Genomic DNA, 18,856 nt, shown 5'->3' with positions numbered 1-18,856 from the left:
GCTGCTCGCGACCGCCGCCCGGGATCAGCGAGCGGCGGTCGCGAGCCGGGCGAGCGCCTGGCGCACCAGCGCCGGGTCGGTCGTCGTCCACATCGGCGGGAGGCTGGCGCGCAGGAACCCGCCGTAGCGGGCGGTGGCCAGCCGCGGGTCGAGGATCGCCACGACGCCCTTGTCGGACGTCGAGCGGATCAACCGGCCCGCACCCTGGGCCAGCAGGAGGGCCGCGTGGGTGGCCGCGACCTGCATGAAGCCGTTCCCGCCAGCCTGGTCGGCGGCCCGTTGCCGGGCGCTCATGAGCGGGTCGTCGGGCCGCGGGAACGGGATGCGGTCGATGAGCACGAGCTGGCAGGTGTCGCCCGGCACGTCGAGGCCCTGCCACAGGCTGAGGGTGCCGAAGAGGCAGGTGTGGGGGTCGTCGACGAACTGCCGGGCGAGCTCGGGCAGTTGGGCGTCGCCCTGCGCGAGGGTCGTCAGGTGCGGCAGCCGGGCGCGCACGGCCTCCGCCGCGGCCTCGGCGGCCCGTCGGGACGAGAAGAGTCCGAGGGTGCGGCCCTCGGCGGCGTCGACGAGCTGCACGATCTCGTCGAGCTGGGCCGCCCCGAGCCCGTCGCGGCCCGGTGAGGGCAGATGCTTGGCGACGTAGAGGATGGCCTGCTGGCCGTAGTCGAAGGGGCTGCCGACGTCGAGCCCGCGCCACGGCTGGGCGTCCTCCGCTCCGGCCGCTCCGGTGGCCGAGGAGGAGCCGTCGTCGATGCGCTCGCTCGGCTTGAGTCCCACGCCGGTGGCCACGGCTCCGAAGTCGCCGCCGAGCATGAGGGTGGCCGAGGTCATCACCACGGTCTTGTCGGCCAGCAGCCGGTCGCGCATCTGGCCCCACACCTGCAGCGGGGCGATGCACAGCCGCGGCGGGATGCGCTCGCCGCCCTCGCTGAGCCACAGCACGTCGTGGTCGGCGGCCGCGGCCATCCGCTCGGCGATGCTGAAGACCTCCTGGACGCCGCCCCGCGCCTGGGTGCGCCCGGCGTCGGCCTCCTCGGCGTTCTCCTTGGGGAAGGCCGAGACGCAGGCGCGGGCGGCGTCGCGGACGAGCTGGAGGGCGTCGCCGAGATCGACGGGCAGCTGCTCGAAGCGCCCGGGGCTCGCCTCGGCGATGGCCGAGCGCAGGGCGTCGGCGGCGTCGGCGAGGTCGTCGGCCTCCGAGCCCTCGACGTGGCGCTGGGCGCGGCGGGCGGCACGCTCGACGTCGCCGGAGGTGAGCTCGTCGGTGGCGGCCTGGGTGACCCGGGCGACGAGCTCGTGGGCCTCGTCGACGATGACGGCGCCGTACTCGGGGATCATCGGCACCCCCTCGATCGCGTCGATCGCGAGCAGCGAGTGGTTGGTGATGATGAGGTGGCTGCGGTGCGCCTTCTCGCGGGCGCGCTCGGCGAAGCACTCCTCGCCGAAGGGGCACTTGGTGGCGCCGAGGCAGTCGCGGTGGCCCACGCTGACCTGTCGCCACTCCCGCTCGGTGTGCCGCGGCGCGGCGTCGCGCTCGCCGGTGCCGCCGGACTCGGCCTCCTCCTCGGCCCAGGCCCGCAACTCGAGCACCTTCTCGGCCATCGACCCCTCGGGGACGTCGACCAGCACGCCCTGATCGTCGGGCACCCCCTCGCGGATGCGGTGCAGGCAGGCGTAGTTCGAGCGGCCCTTCAGCACGGCGTAGGAGGTGTCGAGACCCTCGCCGCCGACGGCCTTCATCAGCCGCGGGACGTCGCGCTCGACGAGCTGGTGCTGGAGCGCGAGCGTCGCGGTGGCCACGACCACCCGGCCGGGATGCAGCAGCGCCGGCACGAGGTAGGCCAGCGACTTGCCGGTGCCGGTGCCGGCCTGCACGAGCAGGTGCTCGCCGTTGGCCAGGGCCCGGGCGACGGCCTCGGCCATCGCGACCTGGCCCGATCGTTCGGCGCCGCCGAGGGCGGCGACGGCGCGGCCGAGGACCTCGCGGGCGCGCGGGACGGTCTCCGCCGGATCGTCGGCGGCGGATCGGGGGGTCGAGGCGGTCTCCGGCATGGCCCGATCACCCTAGACGCAGCGGCCGACGTCGCCCGACCGCCGTCCCCAGGCCGAGGGTCGGGCCGAGGGTCGGGCCGAGGGTCAGGCCGCCGACTTGCGGTGCCCGACGTGCACGACGCCCTCGACGACCTTGACCTCGTAGGCCGGCACGGTGACCCCGGCGTCGTCCAGGCACCGGCCCGATCGCAGGTCGAAGGCGTGCCGATGCGTCGGGGAGGCCACGAACGGGACGTCGCCGCGCCACCCGACGATGCCGCGGGCGATCACCGAGGCCTTCGCGAACGGGTCGTGGTTGCCCAGGGCGTAGACGTGCTCGTCGTCGAGGCGGAACAGCGCGACCGCCTGGCCGTGCACGAGCGCGGTCGCACCCCGCTCGACCTCCAACTGCTGGAGCTGGCAGACCGGCTGCCATTCCTCCGCCTTCCGCATGCGAGGGCTCATCCGACACCGCCCCTCCACCGACGAACCACGGCTCGGACGCTAAGCGAGCGAGTATGCGCCCCCTGTTTCGCGATGTAACAGCTGTGAAAATCCCTCCTCCCAGCCCCCTCCGCTAGGTTCGCGGCGTGCAGCGGACGGCGGCGGTGGTGCTCGGCGCGGGCTCGGGCTCCCGGGTCGGCGCGCTGGTCGACGGCGTCCCGGTGAACAAGGTGCTGCTCGAGGTCGCCGGCGTCCCCGTGCTGGTGCGCTCGGTGCGCACCGCCCTCGCGGCGGTCGGCGCCGAGGGACGCGTCGTGGTCGTGGTGCGGCCGGGCGAGCGGGACGCCGTGGCAGCGGCCCTCGCACCCCACCTCGACGACGCCGAGGAGGTCGCGCTCGTCGAGGGCGGTGCCACGCGGCACGCCTCGGAGTGGCAGGCGCTGCGGGCGCTCGCACCGCAGATCGCAGCGGGCGACCTCGAGGTCGTGGCGATCCACGACGGGGCACGCCCCTTCGCGACGCTCGACCTGTGGCGGGCGACGATCGCCGCCGCGGCGGCCGAGGGCGGCGCCGTGCCGGCGGTGACGCTGCGCGGCCTGTGCACCCGCTCCCTGGCTCCTGTCGCCGGTCCGCTCGCGGGCATGCAGACACCGCAGGCGTTCCGGGCGGCGCCCCTGCTGGCGGCCTACCGGGCCGCGGCCGACGACGGCTTCGAGGGCACCGACACCGCCGCCTGCTTCGCCGCCTACGCGGGCGAGGGCGACCGGGTCGTGGCGGTGCCGAGCTCCCCGCTCAACCTCAAGGTCACCTTCCCCGAGGACGTCGCGCTGGCCGAGGCCCTGCTCCGCGGCCGGGGCTAGGCGCGGTCGGCCCCGGCCTCGAGCAGCCGGACGTCGTCGAGATCGTGCACGCGGCGGGCCGCGGGCGGCGCGAGCGCGACGACCAGCTGCTCCCGGTCGGCGAGCGAGGCTGCCAGCGCGGCGAGGTCGAGCGGGCCGTCGAGGCCCGGATCGGGCAGGGTCGCGACGACGCGGGCGGGCAGCACCAGCGGGGAGGCCACGGCGATCAGGGCGTCACGGTCGAGGGTCTCCCCCAGCGCGCCGTCCTCGACCCGCTTGACGGTGTCGGTGACCGGCCGTGCGCCGAGCACGGGACGGTCGGCGCTCACCGCCTCCACGAGGCAGGCGGCGAGGAACTCGGGTGGCGCGAGAGGGCAGAGCGCGTCGTGCAGCACGAGCGGCTCCTCGGCCTCGGCGATCGCCGCCCAGGGTGTGCCGAGGTCGAGCAGGTCGACGCCGGTCTGGCCCAGCGACCACGCCGCGCAGGCGACGAGCGGCTCGCCCTGCAGGAGCGCGAAGGGCAGCGTGCCCCGGCCGGCGTCGAGGACGACGCCGTAGGCGGTGGGCAGGACGTCGTCGGGGTCGGGAACGGGCAGCTCGATCATCGTCTCCACCGTAGTCATATGCCGCCGGGCCGCTTCCCCCGGTCGGCCGTTCCCGTCACGGCCCCCGGACGCACGACGGCCCCCGGGTGATGCACCCGGGGGCCGTCGTGATGATCGTGTGACGCCGTCAGGAGGCGAGCACCTCGTCGAGGATGGCCTCGGCCTTGTCCTCGTTGGTGTGCTCGGCCAGGGCGAGCTCGGAGACCAGGATCTGGCGGGCCTTGGCCAGCATCCGCTTCTCGCCGGCCGAGAGGCCGCGGTCGCGCTCGCGGCGCCAGAGGTCGCGCACGACCTCCGAGACCTTCATGACGTCGCCGCTGTGGAGCTTCTCGAGGTTGGCCTTGTAGCGACGCGACCAGTTGGTCGGCTCCTCGACGTGCTCGGCGCGCAGGACGTCGAACACACGGTCGAGACCCTCCTTGTCGACGACGTCGCGGACGCCGACCAGGTCGAGGTTGCAGGCCGGGACGCGGACCACGAGGTCCTGCTGGGCGACGATCCTCAGTACCAAGTACTGACGGTCCTCTCCCTTGATGGTGCGGGTCTCGATGTCCTCGATGACAGCAGCCCCGTGATTCGGGTAGACGACCGTTTCGCCGACGGTGAAAGTCATATGTCAGGTTCCCCTTCCTAGGCCTCCATCTTAACACGACCTGAGAAGGACGACCACAGCGTTTTCGCAGGTCAGAGGCTTAATCGATCGGTTTCGAGGGCTTGACAGACCGGTCGGGCCTGTGGTGGCGCACGGGCCGCGCGCGTGCGTTCCCCGACCCGCGGGACCCCAAACCTCCCGTGGTTGAGCCGATCCGGCGCCGCGCCGGTGGCGTCGGATCGGTTCAGGTCGAGGCCCCGCTCGTCGATACTCGGGGCATGGCGCGCCCCCCTCTCGACCTCGACCCGGAGCACGGGGACCAGACAGGCCCTCCGCTCCGCTCCGACGCCGCGGAGGACGCCGGCGGTCCCGGCAGGCCCAGCGGGACCGGCGGTCCCGGCGAGGCCTACGTCGCCCCGGACGGCGTCCTCGCCCGGTTCACCCCTTTCCTGCTCATCCGTGCGGCCCACCCGCGTCAGGCCGTCCTCACCGCGGGCGCCGTGGCCGGCGCCGCAGCCCTGGCCGGCCGTCCCGGGCGCGAGATCGCGCTCGTGGCCGCCACCGTGCTGGTCGGCCAGGCGATCCTGGGCTGGCACAACGACCTGGTCGACCGCGAGCGCGACCGCCGTTTCCGGGCGCGCGGCAAGCCGGTGGCCGACGGACGCCTCGACCCCGGCGGGCTGTGGTTCGTCCTCGCCTGCGGCGTCCTGCTCCTCGTCCCGTTGTCGGTGGCGAACGGCGTGGGGGCGGGCCTGTGCTACCTGCTCGCCGTCGCGATCGGGATGCTGGCCAACCTCCGCTTCCGCCGGGGGTTCTGGTCGTGGCTGCCGTGGGCGGCGTCCTTCGCCCTCTACCCGGCCTTCCTCTCCTTCGGCGGCTGGGGCGGGGCCACCGTCGGCTCGCCGCCGGAGCCGGCGATGGTGGCGCTGGCCGCGCTGCTCGGTATCGGGGTGCACCTGCTCACAGCACTGTGGGGCCTGGTCCCCGACCACGAGGAGGGCTGGACCTACCTGCCCCTGCGGATCGGGCTGCGGGTCGGCGCGGGGCGGGTGCTCACCCTGGCCTCGGTCTGGATCGCGGCGAGCGTGACGGCGATGGCCTTCGTCGCCACCTACCGCGGGTTGAGCCGGTGAGGGATGCGCTCTCACCCGGCGCTAGGGTGTGCTCGCAGCAGCTGTGCACCAGCGATCTCACCGACATGAAGGTCTGACCCATGCCTCACCGCCGGCCTCTCCGCCGCAGCGCCGCCCTCGCCGTGGCCGCGCTCGCGATCGTCCCGACGCTCTCGTCGTGCGGGTTCCACTACGCCACCGACCGTGTCTACACCCCGGCGGCCGGCATCAACGACCGCAGCGGCGAGGTCGACATCCTCGGCGCCGTGGTCGTCTCCTCCCGCCCCGGTGAGGGCACCCTGGTCGCCAGCCTGTCCAACGGCTCGGCCACCGAGGCGATCTCGCTCCAGGGCGTCAACCCCTCGGCCGAGGAGGACGTCACGGTCGCGCAGTTCTCCCCGATCGCCGTCGGGGCCCGCAAGAACGCAGACCTGGCCGAGGACGCCATCGCGGTCACCGGCAACTACGGCGCCGGCGACGTCCTGACGCTCTCCTTCGTCTTCAGTGACGGCGAGACCGTCACCACCGACGTCGCCGTCGTCACGGCCTGCGACGAGTTCGCCGGCTACGACACCGCCTTCGCCGACGCCAGCCCGTCGGCCGAGCCGACCGGCAAGGGCGAGGACAAGGGCACCGGCGAGGAGGCCTCCCCCTCGGCCGAGCCGACCGGCGAGCCGTACGACTGCAGCTTCCCCACCGGCGGCGGCCTGCCGCACTCCGAGTGAGGCCGGCGACCATGACCTCCACCCTGATCCTGCTCCGCCACGGCGAGAGCGAGTGGAACGCCAAGAACCTCTTCACCGGCTGGGTCGACGTCGCCCTGACCGAGAAGGGCCGTGGCGAGGCCGTCCGCGGCGGTGAGCTGCTGAAGGAGGCCGGCGTCCTGCCCGACGTCGTCCACACCTCGCTGCAGCGTCGCGCCATCAACACCGCCGCCCTGGCCCTCGACGCCGCCGACCGGCACTGGATCCCCGTGCGCCGCTCGTGGCGGCTCAACGAGCGTCACTACGGCGCCCTGCAGGGCAAGGACAAGAAGCAGACGCTCGAGCAGTACGGCGAGGAGCAGTTCATGCTCTGGCGCCGCTCCTTCGACGTCCCCCCGCCCCCGCTCGACGACGCCGACGAGTTCTCACAGGTCGGCGACCCGCGCTACGCCGACCTCGGCGCCGACATGCCGCGCACCGAGTGCCTCAAGGACGTCATCGCGCGCCTGCTGCCCTACTGGGAGTCGGCCATCATCCCCGACCTCCAGGCCGGCAACACGGTGCTGATCGCCGCCCACGGCAACAGCCTGCGCGCCATCGTCAAGCACCTCGACGGCATCAGCGACGACGACATCGCCGGTCTGAACATCCCCACCGGCATGCCGCTGGTCTACCGCCTCGACGAGACGTTCACCCCGACCGTCGCCGGCGGGGAGTACCTCGACCCCGAGGCGGCCGCCGCAGCCGCCGCGGCGGTCGCGAACCAGGGGCGCTGACCCCGCTCCGCCCGAGACATCAGCAGGGCCCGGACGCCGTCGGCGTCCGGGCCCTTCTGCATCGTGGTCGTGCCCTCCGGTCCGCTCAGAGGTGCTTCAGGCACCCGCCTCCGCGGCCGCCTCGGTCGCGGCGACGCTGCGCGGGTTCTCGCCGGTGACGACGAAGACCACCCGGTGCGCGATCGAGACGGCGTGGTCGGCGATGCGCTCGTAGTAGCGGCCGAGCAGGGCGATGTCGACGGCCGCCTCGACGCCGTGGGCCCAGTCGTCGGAGAGCAGCTGGGCGAAGCTGGTGCGCCGCAGCTGGTCCATGATCTCGTCGTCGCGGCCCAGCTCGATGGCGGCCCGCACGTCGCGGCTGAGGATGATCTGCGAGGCCCGGGTGACCATGTCCTCGGCGATCTCGGCCATGCGCTGCACGGTGGGGCGGATCTCGTCGGGGACGGCGATGGCCGGCACCCGCAGGCGGGCGATCTTGGCGACGTGCACCGAGAGGTCGCCCATGCGCTCGAGCTCGCTCACCATGCGCAGGGCGGCGACGACGACGCGCAGGTCGCCGGCCACCGGGGCCTGGAGGGACAGCAGGGAGAACGCGTTGTCCTCGACCCGCTCGCGCGCCCGATCGATCTCGATGTCGTCGCTGATGACCTGCTCGGCGAGGGCGGCATCACCGCCCAACAGGGACTCCGTGGCCCGGTGGACCGAGGATTCGACCCGGCGGCAGATCTCGGCCAGATCGTCGAAGACGGCGTCGAGCTGCTCGTGGAAGACATCGCGCATGGGGATGAGCGTACGGATGATAGGTGGCCGGTCGGGGTGATCGGGTGAACGCGGCGTGAATATCGCGAAGGTCGGCGCTCGGGAGTGAACCGAAGGTGTGCGCCATGCGTACGATCCCCTTCGTGAACCCGACGACGCAGGCGTTCCTCGCCGCGCTGATCGGGGCCGTCGTGGCCGGGTCCGCGGTGCTGGCCTGGCACGTGAGCGATCGCCAGCAGCGTACGCCGACCCCGGTCGACGAGCCCCGCGTGCCGACCGGAGTGGCGACCGTGCTCTCCGTGCTGCGCTCCAGCGCCGTCGTCGTCGACGACAGCGACGTCGTCCTCAAGGCCTCCGCGCCCGCCTACGCGCTCGGACTCGTGCGCGGCACCTCGCTGGCCTCCGCCGAACTCGCCGACCTCGTGCAGCAGGTGCGCCGCGACGGGCAGATCCGCGAGACCGAGCTGGCGATGCCGCGCAGCAACGGCGCCGCCCGGCACGTGACCGCCCGGGTCGCGCCGCTCGGATCGCGCCTGGTGCTCGCCCTGGTCGAGGACCGCACCCGCGAGCGGCGCGTCGAGGAGGTGCGTCGCGACTTCGTCGCCAACGTGAGCCACGAGTTGAAGACCCCGGTCGGGGCGATCCGACTGCTGGCCGAGGCCGCGCAAGGTGCCGCCGACGATCCCGAGGCCGTCAAGCGGTTCGCGGGCCGCATGCTCACCGAGAGCGACCGGCTCACCCACCTCGTCCAGCAGATCATCGAGCTCTCGCGCCTCCAGGCCGACGACCCGCTCGACGCGCCGTCCCCCGTGCGCCTCGACGACGTCATCAAGATCGCGATCGACACCAGCAAGATCGACGCCGAGGCCAAGCGCATCCAGGTCGTCAGCGGCGGCCTGGAGAACCTCGAGATCTTCGGCAACGAGCAGCAGGTGACCGCAGCGGTCTCCAACCTCGTGGCCAACGCGGTCTCCTACAGCGACCCCGACTCCACCGTGCTGGTCACCACGAAGGTCGACCAGGGCAACGTGGAGATCTCCGTGGTCGACCAGGGCATCGGCATCCCGAGCACCGAGCTCGACCGCATCTTCGAACGTTTCTATCGCGTCGACCCCGCCCGGCACCGCTCCACCGGCGGCACCGGGCTGGGGTTGTCCATCGTCAAGCACGTCGCTGCCACCCATGGCGGCGAGATCCGCGTCTGGTCGGCCGAGGGGCAGGGGTCCACCTTCACCCTCAGCCTCCCGGTCCACCGCGGATCCGAACAGAAGCAGGAGGAACGCCTGTGACCCGGGTACTCGTGGTCGAGGACGAGGAGAGCTACAGCGAGGCCCTCGCGTACATGCTGCGCAAGGAGGGGTTCGAGGTCGCCATCGCTGCCGACGGCAACGAGGCGCTCACCGAGTTCGATCGCAACGGAGCCGACATCGTGCTCCTCGACCTCATGCTGCCGGGCCTGCCCGGCACCGAGGTGTGCCGCCAGATCCGCGCCACCTCGAGCGTGCCGGTCATCATGGTCAGCGCCAAGGACGACGAGGTCGACAAGGTGGTGGGCCTCGAGCTCGGGGCCGACGACTACGTCACCAAGCCCTACTCCCCGCGCGAGCTGGTCGCCCGCATCCGGGCGGTGCTGCGTCGCGGCACCGAGCCCGACCTCGCGCCGTCCACCCTGGAGGCCGGGCCGGTGCGCATGGACGTCGAGCGGCACGTCGTGACCGTCGACGGCGCCGAGCAGCGACTGCCGCTCAAGGAGTTCGAGCTGCTCGAGATGTTCCTGCGCAACCCCGGACGCGTGCTCACCCGCGGTCAGCTCATCGACCGCGTGTGGGGCTCGGACTACGTGGGCGACACCAAGACCCTCGACGTCCACGTGAAGCGGCTGCGCGCCAAGCTCGAGCCCGACCCGGGCGAGCCGAAGTACCTGATCACGGTGCGCGGCCTGGGCTACAAGCTCGACCTCTGACAGCCTCGACGCACCTGTCTCCCCGCCTCCCCGCCCCGGCCGTCGGCCGACGGCGGGGATGCGTGCTTGCGTGGCCGAAACCCGCGCGACGAGTGTCGGTGGCGGCGCCTAGGGTCGGGCCGTGACCTCGACCGCCGCCCCGTCCTCGACCGACTCCGGTGCCCGCACGACCCGTGCGTGGGTCCCGGTCGCCGCGGTGGCGGTCACCCTGCTGCTGTGGGCCAGCGCCTTCGTGGCCATCCGGCACCTGCGCGACGACTTCTCCGCCGGGCCGCTCTCGCTGGGCCGGCTGCTGGTCGGCTCGTTGTGCCTGGGCGCGGTGGCACTGCGCCGCGGCGTGCCCCGGCCCACCGGCGCGCAGTGGGTGCGGCTGCTGACCATCGGCGTGCTCTGGTACGGCGTGTACAACGTGGCGCTCAACGAGGGCGAGACCCGCGTCGACGCCGGCACGGCCTCGATGCTCATCCAGTCCTCCCCCGTGCTGATCGCCCTGCTCGCCGCGGCGTTCCTGGGCGAGCGGTTCACCGTCGCCCTCGGCCTGGGGCTCGCGCTGGCCTTCGGCGGCGTCGCGCTCATCGGCCTGGCCACCGGCGACGGCAGCGGCGGCAGCGACGTCCTCGGCGTGCTGCTGTGCCTGGTCTCGGCGGCCGCGTACTCCATCAGCGTGGTCGTGCAGAAGCCGCTGAGCGGCACGCTGCCGCCGGTGCAGATCACCTGGCTCACCTGCACGATCGGTGCCGTGGTGTGCCTGCCGTTCCTGCCGTCCCTGGTGGGCGAGGTCGGCGACGCGCCGGCGTCCTCGGTGCTGTGGGTGGTCTACCTCGGCGTCTTCCCGACGGCGATCGCCTTCACCACCTACGCCTACGCGCTCGGGCACATGAGCGCGAGCAGCCTGGGCGTCACGACCTACCTGGTGCCGCCGCTCACGATCGTGCTCGGTTGGGCGTTCCTCGGCGAGACCCCGCCCGCGATGGCCTATGCGGGCGGGGCGCTCGCGCTGCTCGGTGTGGCGGTGACCCGCCGGGCGCCGAAGGCGGTCAGTTCCCCGGCTGCATCTGCGCCGAGTCCGCCTCCAGCCAGGCCTTGAACGCCTCGAGGTTGTGGGTCGGCTCGCCCCGCAGCTTGCGCCACTCGTACTCCTTGCGGATCGAGGAGGCGAAGCCGAGCTCGAGCAGCACGTTGAACGACTCGTCGGCGTAGGCGAGCACCGAGCCGAGGAGCCGATCGAGTTCGTCGGCGGTGACCGAGGAGAGCGGCAGCCGGGCGTCGAGGTAGATGTCCCCGAGCGCGTCGACGGCGAAGGCGACCGCGTACATGCGCAGGTTGCGCTCGAGCAGCCAGCGATAGACCTTCTCGACGTTCTCGTCGGGCTTGCGGCACACGAACGCGTGCACGCCGAGCGCGTGGGGGCCGACGTCGAGGCGGACGGCGGTCTGCAGCTTCTTCTCACCGGGCAGGGCGAAGGAGAAGACGCCCTCGGCGAGCTCCTCGAACTCCAACTCGTTGTCGGTCAGGTACGCGGCGATGACGTCGCGGGGGCTCATGGGGTCAGCGACCAACCTCTCGGTACTGGGTACGGGCGCGGGCGTAGACCTCCAGCATGCCCGCCGCCGTGGAATCCCAGGAGAAGGCGGCGGCCTGCACCGGGGCGCCGGCCCGCAGACGCGAGAGCAGGTGCTCGTCGGCGAGCGGGCGCAGCAGCGTGGCGCCCCAGGCGCGGGGGTCGTGGCCCTCGACCAGGAGGCCGCTGTGGCCGTCGCGCACCACGGTGGTGAGCCCACCGACGGCGGCGGCGACGACCGGCGTCCCGGAGGCCTGCGCCTCGGCGGCCACGAGACCGAACGACTCGTTGTAGGAGGGCACCGCCACGAGCGTCGCGGCGGCGTACCAGCGGGCGAGGTCGCGCTGGCCGACCGGCGGCACGAACCGGACGACGTCGTCGATGCCGAGCTCGGCGGCCAGCGAGGCCAGCGCCTCGGGACGGTCGAGACCGGAGCCGGACGGTCCGCCGACGATCGGGACGACGAGGCGGCTGCGCTGCGAGGGGTCGCGCTCGAGCAGGTCGGCGATCGCCCGCAGCAGCACGTCGGGACCCTTGAGCGGCTGGATGCGGCCGGCGAACAGCACAACGTGCGCATCGGTCGGCAGGCCCAGGTCGGCGCGGGCCGCCGCACGGTCGCGGGGCCGGAACACCTCCAGATCGACGCCGGGGTGCACCACCTCGACGCGGCCGGGGTCGGCGTCGTAGAGGTTGATGAGCTGCTTGGCCTCGAGGTCGGTGTTGGCGACGAGCACGTCGGCCGCTTCGACGACCTGCTCCTCCCCGATCACCCGTGCGGCGGGCTCGGGGGTGTCGCCGTCGGCGAGCGCCTCGTTCTTGACCTTGGCCATGGTGTGCATCGAGTGCACGAGCGGCACTCCCCAGCGGTCGCGGGCGAGCGCGCCGACCTGGCCGGAGAGCCAGTAGTGGGAGTGGACGACGTCGTAGTGGCCGACCGGCTGGGCGGCCTCGGCCCGCAGCACCTCCCGCGCGAAGACGCACAGCTGAGCCGGCAGCTCGTCCTTGGTGAGGCCTTCGAAGGGCCCGGCATGCACGTGTCGCACGGTCACGCCGTCGGCGCACTCCTGCACCGGCGGTTGGGAGGAGCGGGTGGCGCGGGTGAAGACGTCGACCTCGACGCCGCGGCGGGCGAGCCGGGTGGCGAGCTCGACGACGTAGACGTTCATGCCGCCCGCATCACCGGTGCCGGGCTGGTCGAGGGGCGAGGTGTGGACGCTGACCATCGCCAGTCGCCGGATCGGCTCGTCGTGCACGGGTCGCCTCCTCTCCTCCACGTCGGGGCACGTCGGGGCCCACGGGCCGGGGCCGCAGCCCTCGGCGTGAACCAGGCTGAGGGCCGGTTGATTCCCACCCCCTGGCATGACCGGGCGGGTGGGCCGCCCCCCAGAATGGCACCATGCCCGAGAACCGCAGGACCGCCGTCGTCACCGGAGCCAGCAGCGGGATCGGCGCCGCGACCGCGCGGCACCTCGCCGCGGCGGGCTTCCATGTCGTCCTCGCCGCCCGTCGCCTCGACCGCATCGAGGCGCTCGCCGCCGAGATCGACGGCACGGCGGTGGCGTGCGACGTCACCTCGGAGGAGTCGGTGGCCGCACTGGCCGCAGCTGTCGGCGACCGCCTCGACGTCCTGGTCAACAACGCCGGCGGCGCCTTCGGCATGGCTCCCGTGGCCGAGGCCTCCAGCGACGACTGGCGGCGCATGTACGAGGTCAACGTCGTCGGCCTCATGCAGGTGACCCGCGCCCTGCTGCCGGCCCTGCTGGCCAGCGGCGCCGGGGTGATCTGCAACGTCGGCTCCACTGCCGGCCGTGTGGCCTACGAGGGCGGCGCCGGGTACACGGCGGCCAAGCACGGCACCAAGGTCGTCACCGAGACGCTGCGCCTGGAGCTGTTCGACCAGCCCATCCGGGTCTGCGAGATCGCGCCCGGCATGGTCGCGACCGAGGAGTTCTCCCTCGTACGGTTCGGCGGCGACCAGGCCCGAGCCGACGCGGTCTACGACGGCGTGCGTGAGCCTCTGGTGGCCGACGACGTCGCCGACGCGATCACCTGGATGGTGACCCGCCCGGCGCACGTCAACATCGACGAGCTCGTCATCCGGCCGCGGGCCCAGGCCGCGCAGCACAAGGTGCACCGGGAGCGCTGAGGTCGCGCCCGGCCGGGCGCGCAGCACTGGCGGATCCCCACCACCGCTCGGCCAGCCAGAGAGCGGCGAGCACCAGGGCCGCGCCCGCGACGGCGTCCAGCAGGTAGTGGTTGGCGGTGACGACCACGGTGACGGTGGTGAGGATCGGGTGCAGGACCCACAGCCAGCGCCATCGCGACCGGCTGCTCATGATCAGGACGACGGCGAGGAGCAGCGACCAGCCCACGTGCAGGCTCGGCATCGCGGCGTACTGGTTGGCCAGCCCCCCGACCGGCGACGCCCCGCCGTAGACGCTCTCCCCCGACCGCGAACCGGTGTCGACCATGCCGAGTCCGCTGAGCAGGCGAGGCGGGGTCATCGGCAGCGCGATGTGGATGACCATCGCGGCGCCGGTGGCCATGATGAGGGCCCGCTTGGCCCACGTGTAGGCCGGACGCCGGAAGGCGTAGAGCCACACCAGCACCCCGACGGTCAGCGGGAAGTGGACCAGCACGTAGTAGCGGTTGCAGAAGTCGATGAGGTGCGGGACGTCGAACGCCCACCGCTGGAGCATCTCCTCGCTCGGCAGGTGCAGCCACCGCTCGAGAGCGACGAGGTCGCGCGCGTGCACGTCGGCGGTCGCCTCGCGGCCGGTGGCGATCCACCGGCCGACGTTGTAGGCGACGAAGAGCGCGAGCACCGAGGCGACCTCGATCAGCGGGGCCCAGCCGACCCGGAGCACCGCGCTGGCGCGGGTGCGGGTCGTGCCCTCGGTGCGGGGACGGGTGCGGACGACGTCGGCGATCGCCATCGGGCCTCCTCCTTCACTCGGTGGCCGAGGAACTCGGCCGCGCACACCCCGGTGATACCTTACAGATGTAAGCGAAAGTGCTCCAAGTTCCGGAGGGGTGGGATCGATGTCGCGTGACATCCGGGTGCAGCGCAGTTGCCAGGCCCTGGGCGATGCCCTGATGGCCGCCCTCGCCGACGGGGAGGGGCTCGAGGTCACCATCTCGGCGCTCTGCGCCCGCGCCGGGGTCAGCAGACCGACCTTCTACCAGCACTTCGACAGCGTCGAGGACCTCCTCGCCGCTGCCATGCGGCGCCGGCTCGACGACCTCGACGCCACAGCCGGGAGCTTCGCCGAGGTGCTGCGCAGCCTCGCGCGCGACCGCGCCACCTACGGGGCGCACCTGGACGACGTCCGCATCCTGCCGACCGTCGCCCTGACCCTCACCGAGTGGGCGATGGAGCGCATCCGTGCCCAGCATCCGGGTCTCGATCCGGCGGCCGTCGAGTTCGCCGCGGCCGGCGCGACCCGGTTGCTGATCGGCTGGTTGCGCCAGCCCGTACGCGACGCCGAGGAGACCGCGGAGCTCATCCGCACCCTGGCGAGCCGCACGCTCGGCATCGATGAGGCCGATCTCACGATGCCCGCCGCGGGGCCGCCCGCCCGCGTCTGACAGCACGGTGCCAGACTGGCCCCGTGCAGACGATCGGTGTCATCGGTGGGATGAGCTGGGAGAGCAGTGCGGTCTACTACGAGGCCCTCAACACCGGGGTGCAGCAGCGCCTCGGCGGGCTGAGTTCGGCGCGCATCCTGCTCTCGTCCGTCGACTTCGCGGAGGTCACGCGCCTCCAGGAGGCCGAGGACTGGGACGGCGTCGCGGCGGTGCTCGCCTCGGCAGCCCAGGGCCTGGAGCGGGCGGGTGCCGACTTCGTCCTGCTGGCCACCACGACGTTCCACCGGGTCGCCGACCAGGTGGCCGCCTCGATCGGCGTCCCGCTGCTGCACCTCGCCGACGTCGTCGCCGAGGCCTGCAAGGCGCAGGGGGTCACCTCCGTCGGCTTCCTCGGCACGACCTTCGCGATGTCGCGCGGCTTCTTCGTCGACCGCCTCGCCTCGCACGGCATCACCGTGCACGTGCCGGCCGAGGAGCACCACGCCGAGCTGAACCGGATCATCTACGAGGAGCTCGTCGCGGGTCGGGTGCTCGACTCTTCGCGGCGCTCGGTCGTCGCGCTCATCGAGCAGCTCTGGGACGCCGGCGCCGGTGGCGTCATCCTCGGCTGCACCGAGCTCGAGCTGCTCGTGCGGCAGGCCGACTCCGAGCTGCCGGTGTTCCCCTGCACGACCCTGCACGTCGCGGCGGCACTGGACACCGCGCTGGCCTGAGGTCGCGCCCCGGCTCGGGGGCGTCGCGCGGATGCGGGAGCCGCACCCGGTCGGCACTAAACTCGTGCACCGTCCCGCGCGGGGCGACGGATCGTCGTCGATGCCCTGCGCCCTCGCTCGTGAAAGTTGAACACCGTCGCCATGTCCAGCATCCGCACCGACCTGCGCAACGTGGCCATCGTGGCCCACGTCGACCACGGCAAGACCACCCTCGTCGACGCGATGCTCCACCAGGCCGGGGCCTTCAGCGCCCACCAGGCCGAGGGCGTGGCCGAGCGGGTCATGGACTCCGGTGACCTCGAGCGCGAGAAGGGCATCACGATCCTCGCGAAGAACACCGCGATCCGCTACACCGGCGCCCACGCGCCGGAGGGCGGGATGACGATCAACATCATCGACACCCCCGGCCACGCCGACTTCGGCGGCGAGGTCGAGCGCGGCCTGTCGATGGTCGACGGCATCGTGCTGCTGGTCGACGCCTCCGAGGGCCCGCTCCCCCAGACCCGGTTCGTGCTGCGCAAGGCGCTCAACGCCGACATGCCGGTGATCCTGGTGGTCAACAAGACCGACCGTGGCGACGCCCGCATCGACGAGGTGGTCGATGAGACCTACGAGCTCTTCATGGACCTCCTCGACGACAGCCACGGCCAGGACGCGCTGGACTTCCCCGTCGTCTTCGCCTCCGGCAAGGCAGGCATCGCCTCGCTCACCAAGCCGGCGAACGGCACGCTGCCCGAGGGCGACAACCTCGAGCCGCTCTTCAAGACGATCCTCGACACGATCCCCGCGCCGACCTACGACGAGGGCGCCCCGCTGCAGGCCCACGTCACCAACCTCGACGCCTCGCCGTTCCTCGGTCGTCTGGCGCTGCTGCGCATCAAGCAGGGCACGCTGAAGAAGGGCCAGCAGGTCGCCTGGATGCAGCGCGACGGCGGCGTCAAGAACGTCAAGATCACCGAGCTGCTCGTCACCGAGGGCCTCGAGCGCAAGCCCGGCGAGTCGGCCGGCCCCGGTGACATCGTGGCCGTGGCGGGCATCCCCGACATCACCATCGGCGAGACCCTCGCCGACCCGGAGAACCCGATCGCGCTGCCGCTCATCCACGTCGACGAGCCGGCCATCTCGATGACGATCGGCACCAACACCTCCCCGCTCGTCGGCAAGGGCGGCAAGGGCCACAAGGTCACCGCACGCCTGGTCAAGGACCGCCTCGACTCCGAGCTCATCGGCAACGTGTCGCTGCGCGTGCTGCCCACCGAGCGTCCCGACGCCTGGGAGGTGCAGGGCCGCGGCGAGCTGGCGCTGGCGATCCTGGTCGAGCAGATGCGCCGCGAGGGCTACGAGCTGACCGTCGGCAAGCCGCAGGTGGTGACCAAGGAGATCAACGGCAAGCTGCACGAGCCGTTCGAGCGCCTGACCATCGACGCGCCCGAGGAGTTCCTCGGCACGATCACCGAGCTGCTGGCCAACCGCAAGGGCCGCATGGAGGGCATGACCAACCACGGCACCGGCTGGGTGCGCATGGAGTTCGTCGTCCCGGCCCGTGGCCTCATCGGCTTCCGTACCGACTTCCTCACCGACACCCGCGGCACCGGCATCGCCCACCACATCTCCGAGGGCTACTTCCCGTGGGCCGGCGAGATCCGCTCCCGCGCGTCCGGCTCGCTGGTGGCCGACCGCGCCGGCGCCGCGACGGCGTACGCGATGACCTCGCTCCAGGAGCGCGGCGTCATGTTCGTCGAGCCCGGCACCGAGGTCTACGAGGGCATGATCGTCGGCGAGAACTCCCGTGCCGACGACATGGACGTCAACATCACCAAGGAGAAGCAACAGACCAACATCCGGTCCGCGACCTCCGACAACTTCGAGAAGCTCATCCCGCCGAAGAAGCTCAGCCTCGAGCAGTGCCTGGAGTTCTGCCGCGAGGACGAGTGCGTGGAGATCACGCCGGAGACGGTGCGCATCCGCAAGGTCGACCTCGACGCCAACACGCGGGCCAAGGCGGCGAGCCGAGCGCGTAAAGCCAACAAGTAGGCCCGGAGCGAGGGACGAGCGCCACGGCAGGCCGACGCGTGACAGCGATCGGCGGAGGCGGACGGCGTCGAGGATGATGGTCCGATGATCCGCCGCTCGGCCGCCATCGTGGTGGCACTGACCGCCGTGGCGGCCCTCGCCGCGAGCGCGCCGGTGGCTCGGCCCGCGCCGGACGCATCGGCTGGGTGCATCCGCGATGTGTCGGCACCGACGGCGGTCGCCACGAGACCCGACACCGACCCCGCCGACGTCCGCGTTCTGCTGACGCCGCAGGCCGCGGTGATCGCGCCGGAGGACGACACCGAGGATCCGATCGTCGTCGGCGGGCCCGCGGGCCTGGCGCAGGCGTTGCGCGGCACGCGCGCCTGGGCCGCGTCCGCCGGGGGCCTGGTGGTGAGCAACGTGCTGCCACGCAGCTCGAGCGACCCTGACGAGGTGGAGCGCCTGGTCCGCGAGATCCGCTCGGACGGCTCATCTCTCGGCCTCGGGCGTGTCCTCACCGGGGTGCGGGCGATCGGCGCGTGGGGCGGGGACGTGCTCATCGGACTGCCCCGCTCCTTCACGACTCTGCGTCGCGCATCCGCCGACTTCGAGGCCCCTCCGGGCCTCGCGACCAATCCCACCATCGCCAGCACGGTCGGCCTCGTCGCATCCGAGCCGACTGTGGAGGCGGCGGCTCTCGAGGGGGCAGCGTCCCGCGACGGTGCCCGCCTGGAGATCGCCGAGGTCGCGGACCTCGGTGCGCGCGGCGACCTGAGCATCGGCGGCGTCGGGATCGACCGCATCCTGATCCGCGAGGCGACGGATGCCGGCACGCGGTTCTGGGTCTGGGTGCCCGTCGACGACCGGCTGGCCGCCATCGCCACCACGGGCTCGCTCGGTCCCGGCGACGCAGCCGTTTGCGGCGATCTGCTCTACGTCGTCGACGAGGGCGAACTGCGGGTCATCGACACCGCGCTTGGGATCGGGGCGGGCGAGGCCGCGATCATCTCGCGCCGGCGGCTGAACGGGGCCATGACGGACTACGACATCAGCGCGGTGCCGGGCGGCGTGGCGCTCTCGGTCTACACCGCGCGCGGCCTGAGGGTGGACTGGTTCCACCGCTGAGCGCGCGGGGCACAGGGACGAGCGCTGA

The 18,856-nt window shown here is 72.7% G+C and carries 20 protein-coding genes; 12 read left to right on the top strand and 8 right to left on the bottom strand.

Annotation, left to right across the window (positions count from 1 at the left end):
* Positions 1-24 precede the first annotated feature (24 nt).
* Together ABD671_RS02405 and nirD are read right to left on the bottom strand one after the other, a co-directional pair.
* On the bottom strand, positions 25-2,052 hold the full coding sequence (locus tag ABD671_RS02405) for an ATP-dependent DNA helicase (RefSeq protein ID WP_344731610.1): 2,028 nt from the start codon (positions 2,050-2,052) through the stop codon (positions 25-27).
* A gap of 84 nt (positions 2,053-2,136) precedes the next feature.
* Positions 2,137-2,484, bottom strand: a complete 348-nt coding sequence (gene nirD, locus ABD671_RS02400; RefSeq protein WP_344731609.1) for a nitrite reductase small subunit NirD — start codon at positions 2,482-2,484, stop codon at positions 2,137-2,139.
* Positions 2,485-2,621: 137 nt separating this feature from the next.
* Between nirD and ABD671_RS02395 the strand changes: the two genes are divergently transcribed.
* On the top strand, positions 2,622-3,335 hold the full coding sequence (locus ABD671_RS02395; protein WP_344731608.1) for an IspD/TarI family cytidylyltransferase: 714 nt from the start codon (positions 2,622-2,624) through the stop codon (positions 3,333-3,335).
* Here ABD671_RS02395 and ABD671_RS02390 read toward each other — a convergent pair.
* Both ABD671_RS02390 and ABD671_RS02385 read right to left on the bottom strand, forming a co-directional pair.
* Positions 3,332-3,919 carry a 2-C-methyl-D-erythritol 4-phosphate cytidylyltransferase gene (locus ABD671_RS02390; RefSeq protein ID WP_344731607.1) on the bottom strand — a complete coding sequence of 196 codons (588 nt, stop codon included), beginning with the start codon at positions 3,917-3,919 and terminating at the stop codon, positions 3,332-3,334. The two genes, ABD671_RS02395 and ABD671_RS02390, sit on opposite strands and share 4 nt — an antisense overlap.
* A 127-nt stretch (positions 3,920-4,046) precedes the next feature.
* On the bottom strand, positions 4,047-4,532 hold the full coding sequence (locus ABD671_RS02385) for a CarD family transcriptional regulator (protein WP_344731606.1): 486 nt from the start codon (positions 4,530-4,532) through the stop codon (positions 4,047-4,049).
* 257 nt (positions 4,533-4,789) lie between these two features.
* Between ABD671_RS02385 and ABD671_RS02380 the strand changes: the two genes are divergently transcribed.
* From ABD671_RS02380 to ABD671_RS02370, 3 genes are all read left to right on the top strand, one after another.
* Complete coding sequence (locus tag ABD671_RS02380) at positions 4,790-5,644, top strand: UbiA family prenyltransferase (protein WP_344731605.1); 855 nt, start codon at positions 4,790-4,792, stop codon at positions 5,642-5,644.
* Positions 5,645-5,724: 80 nt separating this feature from the next.
* Positions 5,725-6,348, top strand: coding sequence for a hypothetical protein (locus tag ABD671_RS02375; RefSeq protein WP_344731604.1), 624 nt, complete (start codon positions 5,725-5,727; stop codon positions 6,346-6,348).
* An 11-nt stretch (positions 6,349-6,359) separates the two neighbouring features.
* Entirely contained in the window at positions 6,360-7,103 is a 744-nt protein-coding gene (locus ABD671_RS02370; RefSeq protein ID WP_344731603.1) for a phosphoglyceromutase, read from the top strand.
* A 96-nt stretch (positions 7,104-7,199) separates the two neighbouring features.
* Here the strand turns inward: ABD671_RS02370 and phoU are convergent, their stop codons facing one another.
* The gene (phoU, locus tag ABD671_RS02365; protein WP_344731602.1) at positions 7,200-7,883 is read right to left on the bottom strand and encodes a phosphate signaling complex protein PhoU; all 684 of its coding nucleotides are present in this window, start codon (positions 7,881-7,883) and stop codon (positions 7,200-7,202) included.
* Between the two features lie 104 nt (positions 7,884-7,987).
* Here phoU and ABD671_RS02360 point away from each other — a divergent pair, with 104 nt between their 5' ends.
* The 3 genes from ABD671_RS02360 to ABD671_RS02350 all read left to right on the top strand — a co-directional run bounded on the left by ABD671_RS02360 (position 7,988) and on the right by ABD671_RS02350 (position 10,912).
* Complete coding sequence (locus ABD671_RS02360; protein ID WP_344731601.1) at positions 7,988-9,151, top strand: sensor histidine kinase; 1,164 nt, start codon at positions 7,988-7,990, stop codon at positions 9,149-9,151.
* A complete protein-coding gene (locus ABD671_RS02355) occupies positions 9,148-9,825 on the top strand; it encodes a response regulator (RefSeq protein WP_344731600.1) in 678 nt (225 codons plus the stop codon). Before ABD671_RS02360 ends, ABD671_RS02355 begins: the two co-directional genes overlap by 4 nt.
* A 121-nt stretch (positions 9,826-9,946) precedes the next feature.
* A complete protein-coding gene (locus ABD671_RS02350) occupies positions 9,947-10,912 on the top strand; it encodes a DMT family transporter (protein ID WP_344731599.1) in 966 nt (321 codons plus the stop codon).
* On the opposite strand, the gene ABD671_RS02345 is transcribed toward ABD671_RS02350, so the two are convergent.
* Together ABD671_RS02345 and mshA are read right to left on the bottom strand one after the other, a co-directional pair.
* Positions 10,863-11,369 (bottom strand): type III secretion system chaperone family protein, encoded by a 507-nt coding sequence (locus ABD671_RS02345; RefSeq protein ID WP_344731598.1) that lies wholly within the window; start codon positions 11,367-11,369, stop codon positions 10,863-10,865. The two genes, ABD671_RS02350 and ABD671_RS02345, sit on opposite strands and share 50 nt — an antisense overlap.
* A gap of 4 nt (positions 11,370-11,373) precedes the next feature.
* Positions 11,374-12,639 (bottom strand): D-inositol-3-phosphate glycosyltransferase, encoded by a 1,266-nt coding sequence (gene mshA, locus ABD671_RS02340; RefSeq protein ID WP_425574871.1) that lies wholly within the window; start codon positions 12,637-12,639, stop codon positions 11,374-11,376.
* Between the two features lie 143 nt (positions 12,640-12,782).
* On the opposite strand from mshA, the gene ABD671_RS02335 reads away from it, so the two are divergent.
* Complete coding sequence (locus ABD671_RS02335) at positions 12,783-13,532, top strand: SDR family NAD(P)-dependent oxidoreductase (RefSeq protein ID WP_344731597.1); 750 nt, start codon at positions 12,783-12,785, stop codon at positions 13,530-13,532.
* Here the strand turns inward: ABD671_RS02335 and ABD671_RS02330 are convergent.
* On the bottom strand, positions 13,480-14,322 hold the full coding sequence (locus tag ABD671_RS02330) for a phosphatase PAP2 family protein (RefSeq protein ID WP_344731595.1): 843 nt from the start codon (positions 14,320-14,322) through the stop codon (positions 13,480-13,482). The two genes, ABD671_RS02335 and ABD671_RS02330, sit on opposite strands and share 53 nt — an antisense overlap.
* A gap of 106 nt (positions 14,323-14,428) precedes the next feature.
* Here ABD671_RS02330 and ABD671_RS02325 point away from each other — a divergent pair, with 106 nt between their 5' ends.
* The 4 genes from ABD671_RS02325 to ABD671_RS02310 all read left to right on the top strand — a co-directional run bounded on the left by ABD671_RS02325 (position 14,429) and on the right by ABD671_RS02310 (position 18,828).
* Complete coding sequence (locus ABD671_RS02325) at positions 14,429-14,974, top strand: TetR/AcrR family transcriptional regulator (protein WP_344731594.1); 546 nt, start codon at positions 14,429-14,431, stop codon at positions 14,972-14,974.
* 23 nt (positions 14,975-14,997) lie between these two features.
* A complete protein-coding gene (locus tag ABD671_RS02320) occupies positions 14,998-15,687 on the top strand; it encodes an aspartate/glutamate racemase family protein (protein ID WP_344731593.1) in 690 nt (229 codons plus the stop codon).
* 141 nt (positions 15,688-15,828) lie between these two features.
* Positions 15,829-17,721 carry a translational GTPase TypA gene (gene typA, locus ABD671_RS02315; RefSeq protein WP_344731592.1) on the top strand — a complete coding sequence of 631 codons (1,893 nt, stop codon included), beginning with the start codon at positions 15,829-15,831 and terminating at the stop codon, positions 17,719-17,721.
* Positions 17,722-17,805: 84 nt separating this feature from the next.
* Positions 17,806-18,828 carry a hypothetical protein gene (locus tag ABD671_RS02310; RefSeq protein ID WP_344731591.1) on the top strand — a complete coding sequence of 341 codons (1,023 nt, stop codon included), beginning with the start codon at positions 17,806-17,808 and terminating at the stop codon, positions 18,826-18,828.
* Positions 18,829-18,856: the final 28 nt, after the last annotated feature.

Origin of the sequence: Nocardioides fonticola (assembly GCF_039536805.1) — a bacterium.
GTDB classification, from domain to species: domain Bacteria; phylum Actinomycetota; class Actinomycetes; order Propionibacteriales; family Nocardioidaceae; genus Nocardioides; species Nocardioides fonticola.
This window is presented reverse-complemented; position numbering and strand designations above follow the sequence as displayed.